The 16,717-nt window shown below is 60.1% G+C and carries 13 protein-coding genes; 11 read left to right on the top strand and 2 right to left on the bottom strand.

Annotation, left to right across the window (positions count from 1 at the left end):
* Nucleotides 1-194: 194 nt before the first annotated feature.
* From IEV53_RS00625 to IEV53_RS00610, 4 genes are read left to right on the top strand one after another with little or no spacing between them, the layout of a single operon-like run.
* On the top strand, nt 195-1,571 hold the full coding sequence (locus IEV53_RS00625) for a glycosyltransferase (protein ID WP_188424583.1): 1,377 nt from the start codon (nt 195-197) through the stop codon (nt 1,569-1,571).
* Entirely contained in the window at nt 1,568-2,701 is a 1,134-nt protein-coding gene (locus tag IEV53_RS00620) for a hypothetical protein (RefSeq protein WP_188424581.1), read from the top strand. Before IEV53_RS00625 ends, IEV53_RS00620 begins: the two co-directional genes overlap by 4 nt.
* A complete protein-coding gene (locus tag IEV53_RS00615) occupies nt 2,698-3,630 on the top strand; it encodes a galactosyltransferase-related protein (RefSeq protein WP_188424579.1) in 933 nt (310 codons plus the stop codon). Before IEV53_RS00620 ends, IEV53_RS00615 begins: the two co-directional genes overlap by 4 nt.
* Nucleotides 3,627-4,718: a glycosyltransferase gene (locus IEV53_RS00610; protein ID WP_229719457.1), complete on the top strand. Its 1,092-nt coding sequence runs from the start codon at nt 3,627-3,629 to the stop codon at nt 4,716-4,718. The genes IEV53_RS00615 and IEV53_RS00610 overlap by 4 nt, the downstream gene beginning before the upstream one ends.
* Nucleotides 4,719-4,761: 43 nt before the next feature.
* On the opposite strand, the gene IEV53_RS00605 is transcribed toward IEV53_RS00610, so the two are convergent.
* Nucleotides 4,762-4,998 (bottom strand): hypothetical protein, encoded by a 237-nt coding sequence (locus IEV53_RS00605; RefSeq protein WP_188424577.1) that lies wholly within the window; start codon nt 4,996-4,998, stop codon nt 4,762-4,764.
* A 399-nt stretch (nt 4,999-5,397) separates the two neighbouring features.
* On the bottom strand, nt 5,398-6,801 hold the full coding sequence (locus IEV53_RS00600) for an aminotransferase-like domain-containing protein (RefSeq protein ID WP_188424574.1): 1,404 nt from the start codon (nt 6,799-6,801) through the stop codon (nt 5,398-5,400).
* A 270-nt stretch (nt 6,802-7,071) separates the two neighbouring features.
* Here IEV53_RS00600 and IEV53_RS00595 point away from each other — a divergent pair, with 270 nt between their 5' ends.
* From IEV53_RS00595 to IEV53_RS00565, 7 genes are all read left to right on the top strand, one after another.
* Nucleotides 7,072-8,265 carry an acyl-CoA dehydrogenase family protein gene (locus IEV53_RS00595; RefSeq protein WP_188424572.1) on the top strand — a complete coding sequence of 398 codons (1,194 nt, stop codon included), beginning with the start codon at nt 7,072-7,074 and terminating at the stop codon, nt 8,263-8,265.
* Nucleotides 8,266-8,336: 71 nt separating this feature from the next.
* Nucleotides 8,337-9,758: an NtaA/DmoA family FMN-dependent monooxygenase gene (locus IEV53_RS00590; RefSeq protein ID WP_188425355.1), complete on the top strand. Its 1,422-nt coding sequence runs from the start codon at nt 8,337-8,339 to the stop codon at nt 9,756-9,758.
* A complete protein-coding gene (ssuD, locus tag IEV53_RS00585) occupies nt 9,755-10,966 on the top strand; it encodes an FMNH2-dependent alkanesulfonate monooxygenase (protein WP_188424570.1) in 1,212 nt (403 codons plus the stop codon). The genes IEV53_RS00590 and ssuD overlap by 4 nt, the downstream gene beginning before the upstream one ends.
* A complete protein-coding gene (locus IEV53_RS00580) occupies nt 10,963-12,387 on the top strand; it encodes an FAD/NAD(P)-binding protein (RefSeq protein ID WP_188424568.1) in 1,425 nt (474 codons plus the stop codon). The genes ssuD and IEV53_RS00580 overlap by 4 nt, the downstream gene beginning before the upstream one ends.
* The gene (locus IEV53_RS00575; protein WP_188424566.1) at nt 12,384-13,871 is read left to right on the top strand and encodes an MFS transporter; all 1,488 of its coding nucleotides are present in this window, start codon (nt 12,384-12,386) and stop codon (nt 13,869-13,871) included. Before IEV53_RS00580 ends, IEV53_RS00575 begins: the two co-directional genes overlap by 4 nt.
* 180 nt (nt 13,872-14,051) lie before the next feature.
* Nucleotides 14,052-16,283 (top strand): TonB-dependent receptor family protein, encoded by a 2,232-nt coding sequence (locus tag IEV53_RS00570; RefSeq protein ID WP_188424564.1) that lies wholly within the window; start codon nt 14,052-14,054, stop codon nt 16,281-16,283.
* 223 nt (nt 16,284-16,506) lie between these two features.
* Complete coding sequence (locus tag IEV53_RS00565) at nt 16,507-16,677, top strand: hypothetical protein (RefSeq protein ID WP_159101685.1); 171 nt, start codon at nt 16,507-16,509, stop codon at nt 16,675-16,677.
* Nucleotides 16,678-16,717: the final 40 nt, after the last annotated feature.

Here is a 16,717-nt window from a genome sequence, read left to right as displayed (position 1 = left end):
AAGGGGAGATGGGGCAACCCTCTCCCCTTTTTTGATGAGTCCGGTCCGGTTCCCGAGGCCGGGTGAAGAATGGCCCCCAATCGGCCATCTGTTCCATTTCAGCATCATTTTGCATCAATGCGATTTTCGATCACCCGCATTAGAAACCGCCTCTCATAAGGTGGCGTTCTATCGCCCCATAGATGAGGTGACGCGTGCATATTCTCCATATTGCGCTTGGCGGCTGCCTCCGCGCTCCTCCTGTCACCTATGGCATCACCCCCGATACCGGCGGCCATATTGCGTATGTGCTCGGGGCAGCACTCGCTCAGGAGCGCCGCCCCGATGTCGATCGAATTACTATCGTAACAAGACGATTCAGCAATGAGCGTCTTGGCGCGGTGCATGATCAGGAAATCGAACCTGTTTCCGACAAGATCACGATTGTCAGATTAGGTGCGCCGGGCGCTCCCTATTGCGAAAAGGAGGCGCTCTCCGCCCAGCTCCCTGCGCTTTCATATGCCCTGCGGCGGCTTCTGACGCGACCCGACTACCGCCCTGACGTCGCCCATGTGCATTTTGCCGATGCCGCGTCTCTTGCGCTCTCCATGTCGGGAAGCGAACGCCTTCCGGTCGTCTATACGCCTCATGCGCTCGGTATCGACAAGCTCCACTCTGGCGGGACGGCATCTTCGGCACTGTATGACAGGATTGCCCTCGAGACATGCGCCATTCGTGACGCTGACGCCCTGATTGTCTCGACACGAGATGAGGCCGATTGCCAGATCCCCCGCTACGGCGTCTCAACGGCGAGGGAAAAAACACATATTATCTCCCCTGGGGTTCCCGCTCTGAATGACGTGGATGCCGAACACGGCGCGCGCTTCCTGAAAGGAAAGCTGACGCATCCGGCGCGGCCCCTCATCCTTGCCATTGCGCGCCCTGTCGAGAAGAAAAATCTTGCCGCCCTTGTGACACTATACGCGCAGGACACAGCCCTTCAGCGCAAAGCCAATCTCGTCATTCTGAGCGGGCAACACACCCTTCTCCATCCGGGAACGGAAGAAGCCGGGGTCGTGTCAAAGCTCAAGCAGATCCGAGCCCGTTATCGTCTCGATGGCTGCTTCACGCTTCCCTCCAGCCATAGCCCCGATGATGTCGCGGGGCTCTATCGGCACGCTGCTGTATCGGGGGGTGTTTTCGTCAATCCCGCACGTCATGAACCCTTCGGTCTGACCCTTCTGGAGGCTGCATCAGCAGGCCTTCCTGTCGTAGCCACAAACCAGGGTGGTCCGGTGGACATTCTCAACCGGCTTGGCCATGGCCTTCTTGTTTCACCTGACTCGCCAGACGCTTTGAGGCTGGCGCTTCATCGTCTGCTGGACAGGCCGGAACTCCGACAGCACCTCGCCAAAGCGGCAAGAAGCGCAGCCCCTCTGCTTGACTGGGAGGCTTATGCCCACGCCTCGATCGCAGTCTACCGCTCGCTTGCCCGGAAAAAACACGATCTGGCGCCTCGCGGCTTTGCGACCAGATCCGCTCTGCCCCTCATTGAACCCGATCACGCTGCCCTTTCAGGAACCGTCATATGACCAGACCTATCGGTTATTTCGTCCATCATCAGGGGCGCGGGCATGCCGAGAGATGCCTGTCGATCATTAACGCATTGCCGTCGTCACGACCAGTTACGATATTCTGCGCGCGCGATGATCTGTTCCCCGCACTGCCAACTCATGCCGAGTTGATACGTATCCCGTCGCTTTTCGAGGCAGACGGACACGAAAATTCGGCGCTGGCAGACATTCCGACCCCGCGCACCGTTCACTGCGCGCCTCTGGGTTGGCCGGGGATACGCAAGGCAATGGGGCAGATCGTCGCTTGGTTTGTCGAGGCCGATCCTGCCCTGATGATCTGCGACGTTTCGGCCGAAATCGCTCAGCTCAGCAGATTATGCAGCGTGCCTCATATCAAGATCCTCCAGCATGGTGATCGCGATGATGAGGGGCATCAGGCAGCGTATGACGGCGCAATTGGCGTGCTGGCCCCGTTTTCCGGCAAGCTCGCCCAGCCTGAATGGCATAGCGCGCTGCGCAACCGGGTCTTTTTTGCAGGCGGTCTGGGCAAGGCTGACAGCCTTCCGGAAAGGGAGGTCGCCCGCCGACGCCTTGGACTCGATGACGCGCGCGAAATCATTCTCGTCATGGCAGGCGGTGGCGGCACCGGCTTCACCGCAGCCCCAATCGCCGTCGGCGCGCGCACAAGGCCCGACGCGCTTTGGATAACGATCGGCCCCATGGCGCGCGACTGGCACGCTACGGAACCGGGTAATCTGGTCCATCATGGCTGGGTCGAGCAGGCCGCAGACTATATCGCGGCAGCTGACTGCATCATTGCCAGCACAGGCAATACAACCTGTCAGCAAATCCTGGCGGCTGGCAAACCCTGGCTCGCCGTACCGGAATGGCGGTATTTCGATGAGCAGCATCGCAAGGCGGAATGCCTCGCCGCCGCCGGGATGGCAACCATTCGCCCCCATCTCCCCAGCTCCGCCCAAGCCTGGTCGCGCGCGCTGACCGAAACCTACAGCCACCACGCCCCTGAAACCCAGCGCGCCGCCATCGACGACCATCCTGCAGAACGCACCGCGCTCTGGATCGAAGGCCTGATCGCCCGTTTCTGGAATGACCACCCCACCCCTGTCCGTGAGACTCTCCTTCCATGAAAACCCTGTCTGTTCTGACCCTCGCAAAAGGGCGGCCTGCGCATCTGGTCAATATGATGCTCGGGCTCGCACGGCAGAGCGTTCTGCCACACGAGTTCATCATCGCGGTCATGCAGGACACGCTCTACGACAATCTGCCCGAGATGCCTTTTCCGGTACGGCAGGTGAAAATCGATCCTCTTGCCCTGCGTCTCTCGGCCGCCCGCAACCGCGCTGCGTCACTCGCCAGCGGCGAGGCACTGGTTTTTCTGGATATCGATTGCATCCCGGCCCCTGATTGCCTGCATGACTATCAGAAAGGCCTCACAGAATGTGACGGGCTTCTGATGGGCGAAGTCATGTACCTCCCGGCAGGCGCATCCCAATCGGGCTGGACATATGCCGGGTTCGAACAGAATTGTGCCCGACACTCCGACAGGCGCGGGCCGCCAGCAGAAGGCGTTGAAATCTGCTCGGATTATCGCTGTTTCTGGTCATTGAATTTCGCCATACGACGCGACAGCTTCATGGCGTCGGGCGGCTTTGACGAAAGCTATGTCGGCTATGGTGGTGAAGATACGGACTACGCGAAAGGCTTTACCCTTTCCGGCGGGATGCTGGGCTGGCTGAAAGGCGCGCTTGTCTATCACCAGCACCATGCCCACCATATGCCACCGGTGCATCATCTGGAGACGGTGGTCAAAAACGCAGAGCGCTTCGAGGGAAAATGGGGCTATCGCACCATGGGCCACTGGCTGCATGCCTTTCGTCTCATGGGTCTGATAGACGATACTGCGGGGCGCCCTATCCGCATTCTGCGGCAACCCGATGAGGCAGATCTCGCCCTGACCGGGCAGCAGAGTCATCAGCCCTATGCCAATACAGCGTCGGTCATTCGCATCCTGGAACAGCGCACCGCCCCCCTCGCCCAGAGCCTTGCTGCAGAATGACCCCTCTGCGCATTGCGCTCGTCGCGCATCCGCGTCATCCGATCGCAGAACCCTTCAAGGGCGGGATGGAAGCCCATAGTTTTCATCTCGCCAAAGGGCTGATTGCACGTGGGCACGATGTCACCCTGTTCGCGGCAGGTGACAGCGATGCGCGCTTTACGATCGATCCTGTTCTGGATGTCCATTACGATCGCGATTTCCCTTGGGAGAATGCCCGGCCTGACCCCAGGCTCTACCCTGTTCTCGACAGGGCCTTCGCCTCGGCGTGTCCGCGTATTTTCAGCAATGCCTTCGACGTCGTGCACAATAACTCTCTCCATCGCTTCGTGATGCAGGGCGCCAAAAAGAGTGGTCTTCCCTGCGTCACATCCCTGCATGTGCCTCCTTTCGAAGCCATTCACGGGGTGGTGCGCGACAGTCTCAGCCCCACCCACCGGGCCACGGTTACATCACAGCGACAGACATTGTGCTGGTGGCCCGAGGGAACGCCTGACACAGCCGAAATCGTTCATAACGGCATCGATCTCGCCCTTTGGCCATGGTCAGGGAAGCGCGGAAATCATGCTCTGTGGTGTGGCCGGATCACGCCAAATAAAGGCCCGCACCACGCGATAAGAGCTGCGCGCCAATGCGGCATTGGGCTGAGGCTTTTCGGCGTCAAGGAAGATGATACCTATTTTGACAGGGAAATCGCCCCGCTGCTGGACGAAAAGATCATCTATGGGGGCGTGCTGGACGGCGCAGGGCTGGCAGAACAGATGCGCGAGGCCGCCCTGCTGCTCTTCACGCCATGCTGGGATGAGCCGTTCGGGCTTGTGGCGGTTGAAGCCATGGCCAGTGGCCTGCCCGTCGCAGCTTTTGACCAGGGGGCTACGCGTGAAATCATCGGCGAGGAAGCCGGACGTTTTGCGCCCCCCGATGACCCTGTTGCCCTGGCTGCGGCCATCCTGGAGGCTCTTAAGATTGACCGGATCATTCCCCGGCGTCGCGTGGAGGAGTATTTCAGCCTCTCGCGCATGGTCGACCGGTATGAAGCACTCTATGAAAAGGTCATCACGTGCCATACACGGACGCACGCTGCTGCCTGAGCTTCAAGCCTGAGATTTCAGAATGCCGGGGGGCCTTCTGTGCTCAGGAAACGCTCATGTTATAGACGGCAAACATGGCCCAGAAGAGCGTACCGCCCAATGCCCAGTAATTGGTGTGGAAATGATCTTCCAGATCGACCGACGTCCCTGCGACGGCCCAGGCGAGGCAGACATGGAACATGAGCACACCCACCACCATGGCGATCATGCGATACCGCAGGCGCCGCTGGGCAGATTCTTCCTGTGCGGCCAGCGAGGGATTAGCGAGTTCTGCGTTCATCCTGACTCTCCTTGAGAGAGGCGTCGGCGGTGGATGGTGCGTCCGCGGCGCCAAGCTTGATAAGCAACGCCGCCTGCCCAGTATGTCTGATGAGAGACATCCAGCTCGGGCAAAAGCGGCTGGTGTCCTATTCTATGGGGAGTTCTGACCGTCGACGCAAGAAATTGTATGGATATGAAAAACCATACAAAATAATCTTTATCATGTTCTGGATAAATTTAGCTCACACAAATGCATACAATATGCCATACGTGAAAAAACAATCTGCATGAAAATCGTTAGATCATTGTTTTTTCTCTATTATTATATCTCTTTTTCGTGATCTTCTCCAATGGATGTTTCAGATGAATTCGCGGTAAGCCAGTCTTTTCACAGGCTGGTTCCTCGCCTCATGCCCCCTCAAACGACGTCCGAAAACCCTTCTGCCGGGCGATATTCCAGCACAGAGCGCAGATTGGTCAGCGAATCCCGCAATTCAGAAAGATCTGACGCGCTACCCAGCGCCATGCGCACCGCAGCCGGCGGATCGCCACTCACGGTAAAGACCGAGCTGGGCACAAGGGCCAGCCCCTGACGGCGGGCGAAAGCCACGAAATCGGCACTGCTCCACCATTCTGGCAAAGAAAGCCAGACATGGGGGCTCGGTGTTTTGTCGGGTGCCCGCGAGCCCAGTATCTGGCGCATGACCACGTGGCGCTGTGTCAGCTCATCGCGAATGCTGCGCAGGCAGTGCTGTGCCAGGCCGGTCTCGATCCAGCGTGAAACGATGGCGTCGAGAATACCGGCCTTGGCCAGACAGATAGCTCTCACTCCCGAGGTGATGCGCCGGGTCATTTCTGCCCCCGGCAGCACGATATAGGCCGTGCGCAGACCTGGGCTAAGAACCTTCGACATGGTGGCGACATAGATCACCCTTGTCGGGTCGAGCATCGCCAGCGTCGGTGGAGGTGCCTTAAGCAGAAGACTATAGGGATCATCCTCGACGACGCTCATCTGAAAGCGTCGCGCAATGGCCAGAATGGCCTCACGGCGAGGCACCGACCATGTTGCCGTCGTGGGGTTCTGCAGTGTTGGCGTACAGTAGAGCACACGCGGGCGATGCCGGGCGCAAAGCTCTTCCAGCGCCTCGGGAATCATCCCTTCCTCATCCTGCTCTACACCCAGCAGCACATAGCCGAACTGGGCGGCGATCGAGCGCATGCCGGGATAGGTAAAGAGATCGGTTACAATGGCTTCGCCCGGTCTCACGAGCGAACTCATGATGGCCGAAAGAGCCACCTGCGCGCCGGGCACGATCAGCATTTCACTGGCACGCCGCCTGCCCAGAACCGGCGCCAGCCACTGCATGCCCAGTTGCCTGTCCTGCAACGTACCGCCCGTCACGCGATATGACATGAGCGACTGCGCATCCTGCTGTTTGAAGATGGCGCTAATTTCACCCTGGATCATGGCCTGAATGCCCGGATCCTGGGGCAGAGGCGGCGAGTTCATGGTCAGGTCGAGAACGCTTCCTCCCGCAATGCGCCAGGAACTACCGCCTGCATTGATCCTGACAAAAGTACCACGACCGACAGTGGCATCGAGCAGGCCGCGCTTCTGCGCCTCGGCAATGGCGCGCGTGACTGTGCTGAGATTGGTGCCAAGACGGGTGGCGATCACACGCTGTGGCGGCAGTTTTTCCCCTTCCTGCAACTCGCCCTTGCGTATGGACTGAGCAATGGCTTCGACAATCGCGAGATAAAGCGCGCCCGTATCGCGGCTGATCGCGATTTTCCATCCTTCGAGACAGGCTTCGGCCGCCATGCTGCTTCTCTCTCCCTTAGCGCCTATCCCGCTCTTCTAGCGCCCCTTGGCCCGGCCTGAAATGGCCCCGTCTCCGGACATTCGGGCAACCCGGATCACTCCGGGGCAGAAATGTTGTCAGGCCTTATTTAACTATCGTTCATAGTTGTATTTTCAAATCAACGCATTTCACGTTGACATGTGCCCATATATTGATTTGTTATAAAAGAATAACAACGCTCGGACGATGTGGAATCGTCTTCACACCACATTTCGCAAGGAAGTCGCCCGATGAGTTTTACCGAAATTTTTAGTGATATAGGCAAGGGCGCTTCAGATCGCGACCGCAAGGGAACACGCCCCTACGATTCCGTTTCCGCCCTTGCTGCGGCAGGATTCGGCCGGTTGCGCCTTGGCAGGAACGAAGGCGGTTACGGGCTCAGCTTGTCGGAAAGCTTCGTGCAACTGCGCGAACTGGCGCGTGCAGATTCGAATCTGCCCCAGATCTTCCGCGCCCATTTTGCCTTTGTCGAAACACTGCGCGCCGGCCTGCCCCAAGCCGAAACCTGGCAGGGCCTTGTCCGTGACAACAGGATCTTCGGCGCAGCCATGGCCGAGCGTGCCAACGAAACCAGCGTGACGACCGAGGTAACCCACGGACTGAACGGTCTCGTGCTCAATGGCCGCAAATATTATTCGACCGGCACACTTTATGCCGACTGGATCATTGTCTGGGCGACATTGGGCGGCGACAGGGTGCGTGTTCTGGTGCCCGCCACGGCAACCGGCGTCACGAGGCTGGATGACTGGGATGGTTTCGGCCAGCGCCTGACTGGCAGCGGCACGACCCTGTTCGATCAGGTCGCCCTCACTCCTGACCAGATCGTCGAGCGGGTCCCTGCCGATACGCCCCCCAGCCAGCCTTTTCTGGGTGCGTATTACCAGCAATTCCACAACACGACCCTGGCAGGCATTGCCCAGGCTGTGTTGCAGGATGCTCTGGCTTTTGTTCGCCCGCGGGAACGCGTTTTTGGCGTGCCGGGCAAGGTCAGTCAGAGACATGACCCTATCGTTCAGAGCGTGGTCGGCCGTCTGTCTTCCCTCGCCTATTCCACCGCTGTTCTGGCCGATCAGGGCGCAAGAGCCCTCGAAGCTATCGAACCGCTCTTTCTGGCTGGCGCGCATGACGACGATGCCATCGAGCAGGCGCAGGAGCAGATCTTCAAGGCGCAGCAGATCATCACCCAGCAGACACTCGAGGCAGCAACGACGCTTTTCGAGGTGGGTGGCGCCTCTGCCACGTCTGAATCGCTCGATCTCGACCGCCACTGGCGCAATGCCCGCACCCTTGCCTCGCACAACCCCGCCGCACAGCGCCAGCGCGAGCTTGGCGATGTGGCGCTGAACGGCACACGACTTTGGACACCCTATCGCGACGGTCTGCGCCGATTGGCCGAAACCCGTCGCGCCGGAGAAGCCGCATGACCTCTTCCTCGCGCCAGCCCTCTCATTCCAAGAGCGGCACTCCCAAGACCCTGCACGTCAATCTCTTCGAAATGGCCTGTGTGAGCCATATCGTGCATGGCATGTGGCGCGAGGAAAGCAATAACCGTCACCGCTTTGGCGAGATGGGCTATTGGCTCGACACAGCCAAACGCGCCGAAGCCGCCGGAATGGATGCGATCTTTCTGGCCGATGTGATCGGAATCTATGACCGCTTTGGCGGGCTCGACGCCTCTCTACGCCTTGGGCTGCAGATCCCGAATCTCGATCCGCTCTCTCTGATTCCGGCCATGGCTGCGGTTACGGAGACACTGGGTTTTGCCGCGACATTCTCGACCACCTATGAGCCGCCTTTCGCCTTTGCCCGCAGGATGAGCACGCTCGATCTGCTGACCAACGGGCGCGTGGGATGGAATGTCGTCACCTCCTACCTCCCCAACGCTGCCCGCAATTTCGGGCTCGATGGCGAGCTCGAGCATGACAGCCGCTATGATCGCGCCGATGAATATCTCGACGTGCTCTACAAGCTCTGGGAAGGAAGCTGGCAGGAAGACGCGGTGATTCAGGACCGCGAGTCAGACCGCTACACCGATCCCTCGCGCGTGCGTCATATCAACCATGAGGGGGCGCATTTTCGTGTCGAAGGACCGCATCTGGTTCAGCCAACGCCCCAGCGTACACCGGTCCTGTTTCAGGCGACGGGCTCATCACGTGGCCTCAAGACAGCCGCGCGCCATGCCGAAGCGATCTTCATAGGCGGCCGCACACAGGAAGAGGTGCGCTCTCATATTGCACGGACAAGAGCAGAAGCCGCAGCCCAGGGGCGCGATCCTGCCGAGCTGAAATTCTATGTGATGGCCGGTCTGATCGCTGGCCGTACGGAAGAAGAGGCACAGGCCAAGCTTGCCCGGTATCGCGCCTATTACAGCGTGGAAGGGGCCCTCGTTCATGCCCAGGCAGAAATCGATCTGCGCCAGTTCGATCCATCCATCACCATCGGGCAGGCTCTGGCCGAAAGCGGGCGCAGCCTTGGCAATATGGGGCGCCGTTTTGGCACCGAGCTGACGGTTGGCGCGGCGCTCGAGCAGATTGCCAGCTTCGATGAGGGGCGGTTCTTCGCTGTCGGCACACCAGAGCAGATCGCCGATGCGCTCGAAATCTGGCTCGATGAAGACGGCATCGATGGCATCAACCTGCGCCAGTATCACAGCTCTGAAACGCTTGATGATTACGCAACGCTCATCGCGCCAGAGCTGCGTCGTCGGGGGCGCCTGCCTGCACCTGCCCAGCCGGGTGAAACGCTGCGGCACCGCCTGACAGGGCGGGACCGCCTGCCGGACAGTCACCCTGCTGCAATTCAGCGCAGGAATTTCGCCCCGCCCCAGCCCCGCACCGAAACAGCCGCCCCCAACGCGAGCCCCTCGCCAGCAAACGCCCAGAATGCGAATGCCCAGAAAGAGAGCGCCCTGTCATGACCACGATCCCGTTCAACGCTGCCCCTGAAAAAATCGCTGCGGGAGACAATGCTCCCGACAAGATCAATGTTCTGTGGTTTCTGCCGACCCATGGCGACAGCCGTTATCTGGGCACCAGTGAGGGTGGTAGGGCGGTCGATCTTCCCTATCTGCAGCAGATCGCCCGCGCTGCAGATTCACTCGGTTATTACGGCGTGCTGCTGCCGACGGGGCGCAGCTGCGAGGATAGCTGGGTCGTGGCCTCGGCGCTCGTCACCTCTACCGAACGTCTGAAATTTCTGGTGGCCGTGCGTCCGGGCCTGCAATCGCCGACGCTTGCCGCGCGGATGACGGCAACGCTTGACCGCCTCTCTGGCGGGCGGCTTCTGATCAATGTCGTGACGGGAGGAGACCCGCGAGAAAATGGCGGAGACGGCCTGTTCCATAATCATGCCACGCGCTACGCCATTACTGACGAGTTTCTCGACATCTATTCGCGTCTGTTGCGTGGCGAGACAGTCGCCCATGACGGGCCGCATTTCCGCATCGAAGACGGGCGGCTGCTCTTTCCGCCGCATCAGGAAAACGGTCCTCCGCTCTATTTCGGCGGTTCCTCCGATGTCGGCATCGATATTGCGGCGCGTCGTGTGCAGAAATATCTTACTTGGGGTGAGCCTCCGGCGCTCGTGCGCGAGAAGATCAGCCGTGTTCGTGAGGAAGCCGCAAAAGCGGGGCGCGAGGTCAGCTTCGGCATCCGTTTTCATGTGATTGCCCGCGAGACCACGGCAGAAGCCTGGCGCGAGGCCGATCGCCTCATTTCCAAGCTCGATGACTCCACCATCGCCGAGGCGCAATCTGTCTTCTCCCGCCTCGATTCCGTGGGGCAGGCACGCATGAGCGCCCTGCATGGCGGCCGTCGTGACAAGCTGGAAATCAGCCCCAATCTCTGGGCTGGTGTCGGCCTTGTACGCGGCGGTGCAGGCACGGCGCTCGTGGGTGACCCGGCAACCATTGCCGAACGGATGGACGAATACAGACGCGCAGGGTGTGACAGTTTCATCCTCTCCGGCTACCCGCATCTCGAAGAAGCCTATCGCTTTGGCGAACTCGTTCTGCCGCTTCTGCCCACCGCTCACCCCGTGCGTGCGGCGCAGACCAGCAGCAATATGGGGCCATTTGGCGAAACCATTGCCGGTAGCCACCGGCCAGGCCGGGTTTCCTCCTCATGACGGCCCAGTCAGACACCCGAATTCCGATCGTCATTATCGGTGGCGGCGCGACTGGCGCCATGGTCGCCTGGCATATTTTGCGCCTGCGCCCTGATCTGGGGCGTCATGGCGTGACCATTATCGAGCCGCGGGAGCAGCTCGGTGCAGGTCAGGCCTATGGCACCCATGACACGCAGCATCGCATCAACGTGCCTGCGTCGCGCATGAGCCTTCAGACGGCAAAGCCGAGCGATTTTCGCGACTGGCTCGACCTTGATGCCCTGGCCGCCATCGACCCTGATGCTTTTCTGCCATCAGGCGACCTCTATCCCTCGCGCGCGCTGTTCGGCCGCTATCTGGCAGCGCGTCTGGCCCCCTATCTGGAAACAGGGCGGCTACGCCATCTGCGCGGCACGGCAGAGGACGTGACACTGGAAGGCAAAGACTGGAAAATCAGCGTCAGCGAGGGGAGATCTCTTCTGGCGCAAAGGCTGGTGCTCGCCACCACGCATCCGGCCCCTTCCCTGCCGGCCCCTCTGGCGCCGCTGGCCCAGGAGCCACGGATCATTGGCAATCCGTGGCGTGACGATGCGCTGTCGCACATAGCCCCGCAGGATCGCGTCGCCATTATCGGCACAGGGCTGACCATGGCCGATATCGTGGCCAGCCTGACAGCACGTGGCCATAGCGGCGAGATAGTGGCTTTTTCCAGACGAGGATTACGCCCTCGCGCTCATGCGCCACAGGCTTCGGCCCTGTCGGACATATTGAGGCTGATCCCTTCCACGACGGCGCTCGGTCTGCTGCAACGCATCCGCTCTGCGCTGCGCGATCACGCCGATCTCTCGTGGCACGAGATCATTGATGCCGTGCGCAGGCAGGGGCGCGGCCTCTGGGGCGCCCTGAACGAGGTCGAGCGTCGCAGGCTGATACGCCATCTCCGCCCGTTCTGGGATGTTCATCGGTTTCGTATCGCCCCTCAGGTCGATCATATCCTGCAGACACGTCTCAATGAAGGACGCCTGACCCTCGGCGCAGCACGCCTGCTGTCGGCACAAGCCACAGCGGACGGGATTGTCCTGACCCTGAAGACACGAGGGGGCGCGGAAGAAACCCGCGTTGTCGATCATGTGGTCAACACGACAGGCCCCGATCATGCCGGGATCGTGCGCCATACGCCCTATCTGCGCGCGCTGGCCGCAGCACGGCTTCTCGAGGCCGATCCTGTCGGGCTCGGCCTTCATACCGGGGCCGATCATCATGCGCGTGTCGGCACGCGGAGCATTCCCGATCTGCTGATCGCAGGGCCGCTGTCACGCGGGCAGTTCGGTGAACTGATGGGCCTGCCAGAGGTAACGGAAAACGCGCAGTCAGTAGCGAGCACCATCGCTTCTCTCGTGCCCCAGACACCCCATGTCTTTTCGGATGAGGTGCGCTCATGAGTGCTCTGCCCCCCCAACCTGCCTCGCGCCCCGTCATTCGCTCGGCCGATGACATTGCCGCCCTGATCAATCAGGGGCCGACAGGCAGGGGTCATGCCAATATCATCGTCATGCTCGCCCTCGGCGGTGTGTTTCTCGACGCCTATGATCTGACGACCCTCTCCTACGGGATTGGCGACGTGCAGAAATATTTCGGCCTTTCGGGCTACGAAACCGGCATGGTCGCAGCAGCCATGAGCGCCGGCACCATCATCGGCAGTCTGTCTGGCGGCTGGTTGACCGACCGCATCGGGCGCTATGCGGTGTTCATGGCCGATATGGCCTGCTTCGTCATTGCAGCCTTGGTTGCTGCTGCTGCGCCAACGGCCAGCATTCTGATTCTGGCGCGCTTTGCGATGGGGTTTGGCGTCGGGATGGATCTGCCTGTTGCGATGGCTTTTCTTTCCGAATTCTCGAAGCTTTCGGGCAAGGGTAGCAAGGCCGGGCGCGCTGCTGCCTGGTGCCCCACCTGGTATGCGGCCTCTTCCGCCTGCTTTCTGATCGTCTTTGCGCTCAACGCGATCGTACCCGCCAGCCAACCCGACTGGCTGTGGCGTGCGTCGTTGGGTTTTGGCGCTGTGCCTGCGCTGATCATCATTCTGGTGCGCAGCCGCTACATGAGTGAATCGCCCATCTGGGCAGCACGTCATGGCGATCTGGAAAAAGCCGCTGCCATCCTGCGCAAGACCCATGGCATCGACCCGGTGCTTCAGGTGGCGGTCAAACCGCAGCCTGTGCCATCGCCGGGCATCATGGCCCTGCTGCGTGCGCCGCTGCTGCGACGGACGATCCTTGTGATTGGTATGAAAATCGTCAGCGCCACGTCTTATGCCGCCATTGCCTTTGGCGCACCGAGCCTGCTCAGTACCATGCTGCATCTGGACCGCACACAGGTACTGGCGGTTTCGATTGCCCTCAATCTGGTGTTTGCCCTCAGCGGCGGGCTGCTGGGCGTACGTCTGACACGCTCTTTCGGATCACGCCCCATCACGGTGGCCGGTTATGCGCTGCAATGCGTCGGCATTCTGCTTCTGGCGCTTGTCGGCACGCCCCATTCCACGCTCGGTATCGTGCTGGTCATGACAGGGTTTGCGGCCTTTCTGTTTGCTCAGGGTTTCGGCCCCGGCTGCCAGCAGATGGTGTATCCGACGCTCAGCTATCCGACCGAACTGCGTGGCACGGGAATTGGCTTTACCAATTTCGTGGCCGGGTTTGCCGGAACATTGAGCATGTGGGCGCTGCCCTCGGCCTTCACCTCGATGGGCACGATCATTTTCTGGGTCATTCTGATTGCCCCGGTTGTCGGCATAGCGCTCCATCTTGTCCTGCGCTGGGAGGTGTTCGGCTATGACGCCGATAGCGACAAGGCGCTGGAACGCGCGCTCGACACCTCTCGTCGTTCCCTGCCGCATGAAACGCTCTGCCCCTCAGGACGCAGCGTGTGACTCATCGCTGTGGCGCGGCCATTTCCACCCGGCCGCGCCCTGCTCATCCAGAACCAGTTCCAGCCGGAAAAGCTGACATGATGAAAAACTGCGTCTCTCCGATTTTTGCCGCCCGGTCACGATGTTCGTCCGCGCCTTCTCCCCTGATCTCTACTCATCGCCCGAACGGACATCGACCCAATGAAACGCCGCCACCGATCTGATTTTCTTTCCTCACGACGCGCTCTTATCGGCGCCAATTCGCTGGTGCTTCTCACCGGCATGAGCCTGCTCCCCCATGAAGGCGCCTATGCCGCCAAATTGGCTTCGAAAGACACCAACAAGACACGTCATGCAGCGCCAACCCGCGCCGCAGCCAGGCCTGCAAACAACAAGCCCACCCTCAAACCCTCGACTGAATCCATTACCGTTTCACAGCAGCGTCTCTCTCCTGCCGCAGCGGCCTCGCGCCAGCTCGACACGGTGCCGGGCGGGGTATCGGTGATCAATTCGAAAGAAGTGCTGCGCAGCCGCAATCTGACCAATGCCGATATTCTGGCATTTCAGCCGGGCGTTTTTGCCCAGAGCTCCGGTGGTGGTGACGGATTGCGCCTTTCCATTCGCGGCTCGGGTATCCAGACCGGCACGAATTATTTCCGCTCGGGCATTCTGATGATGTTCGACGGTCTGCCGGTCACGACCCCGGCAGGAACGCCCTACGAATTGTTCGAGACACTCGGCATCCAGTACACCGAGGTACTGCGCGGCGCGAATGCCTTCGATTACGGTGGCGTGCAGCTGGGTGGCGCCATCAATTACGTGACCCCGACAGGCTATACAGCCGACCATTATCAGGCCCGTGTCGAGGCAGGCAGCTTCAACTACAACAAGCAGCAGATCAGTTCTGGCGCGGTCATTGGCAAATCCGATTATTATATCAGCATCACCAAATCCTATCGTGGCGGCTATCAGGCCCAGACAGCGGCGAGCAGCTTTGGCGTGAACGCCAATTATGGCTATCGCTTCAACGACAATGTCTCGACACGACTGTTCTTTCGTTATCGCCAGACGCAGAACGGCTATCCCGGCTATCTGACGCGTGACCAGATCGAAACCAATCCCAAACAGGCACAGGCGCTCTACGCCACGCTGCATGGCCATCGCATTCAGCCAGGCAGCAAATTCTATGGTGATATGACCACCATACGCATCGATGACAAATCGAAGCTCGAACTCGGTTTCGACTATCAGGATGCGCCAATCGATATCCAGAACACGGCAACCGCCCAGCGCTGGGGCTACAAGACCGTTGCAGGCGTGGTGCGCTACAGCCGTAACGACAAGCTTTGGGGTCATAAGAGCGAGACGCTTTTCGGCGTCGACACCTATACCGATCTCGAAGCCTGGCAGACCAACCGCTCACGCACCACAACCGGCATTTATGCCAAGATCCCCTTCGGCACTGTTCTGCGCCATTCGGATTACGGCGGCACCGATAATTACTTCCACATCCGGAACAATTTCGAGCTCTTCCATAATTTTTGGCTTGCCGCTGCGGGTGCGCTCGATTTCGTTCAGCGCTCGATGGATGTTGCCTATCCGACGACGAGTTCGGTCAGCACATCCGGGCTTGGCTTTACTCCGCGTGGTGGCTTTCGCTATGTCATTTCGCCGCATGTATCGATCTACGGCAATGTAAGCCGCAGCTTTCAGCCACCCAATGACTGGCAGCTTCTCTCTGGCGCGCTTTACACCTCCGGCCCGGCGCAGGGGCTCAATGCCTCAGGCGTCAAGCTGGACAACCAGACAGCCACGACCTATGAGGCAGGCACGCGCGGCGAGTGGAAGAACAACCGCTGGAGCGTCTCCTATTACTACTCCGACGTGCGCAATGAGCTGCTGACGGTCATGACACCGCTCTCGCAGCTTTACGGCGCGACTACCTACTCCAACGCCAGCCCGACGACGCATCAGGGCGTCGAGGCCTCGCTCGAGACCGATCTCATCAAGTGGTCAGGCGGCAAGCTGGGCCTGCGTCAGTCCTATACGTGGCAGGACTTCCATTTCAAACACGACGCCGTCTTTGGCCGCAACGCGCTGCCGGGCATTCCGGCCCATTTCTATCAGGGCGAGATACGCCTCGATCTGAAGAACGGGCTCTATGCCAATTTCAATACGCAGGTATCGTCGAAGGTCTCAGGCTCATATGACGACACGTATTTTGCGCCGTCCTATCATATCTTCAACACGACCATAGGCTATGACTGGCCGCATAAGCACCGTCAGGTTTTCCTGTCGTTCAACAATCTCGCCAACACCCATTACGCCTCCATCGTCGTGCCGGGCTATATCGCAGCGGGCAAGCAGCTAGCCGCCTTCCAGCCGGGCGACGGCTTTGGCGTGTTCGCCGGGGTCTCGGCAGGGTTTAACTGAACCCCAACAACGTGGCGCGTTTCACATGGAGGCGCGCCCGTCAGGATTGCCTGCATCGCAGACCTGTCCCTCCAAACGCCCGGTTTTCGTCTGTGCCAATGCAACGCATTGTTCGCTCAAACGCTTTGGCCGGGCAAATTCATGGAATGGTCACACACCATCGCCAGCGAATCCTCTATCGAGGCGCCGTAACCCGACGGCCTTCTGGAAAAGGAGCAGGTCAATGGACTATCAGCTTCAGCATCAAACCCCTACGGCTCCCTCGGATCGCTGGCGTCAGACGCTCGTCGCTGCGTGGCGCGAGCATCGTCTGACTGCCATTTCGCTGCAATCGCGTCGTGGCGCGCTGATGGCTCTGGACGAAGAGACGCTGCGCGACGATGATCGCACCTGAGCCACAAGCGGCTGGTCTCTCACCTATCCGGTGCCCCTTT

It is taken from the genome of Asaia siamensis, from assembly GCF_014635085.1.
In the GTDB taxonomy this organism is placed as follows: Bacteria; Pseudomonadota; Alphaproteobacteria; order Acetobacterales; family Acetobacteraceae; genus Asaia; species Asaia siamensis.
Note: the sequence above shows the minus strand (reverse complement) of the source record. Positions and strands in the feature narration are given on the sequence as shown.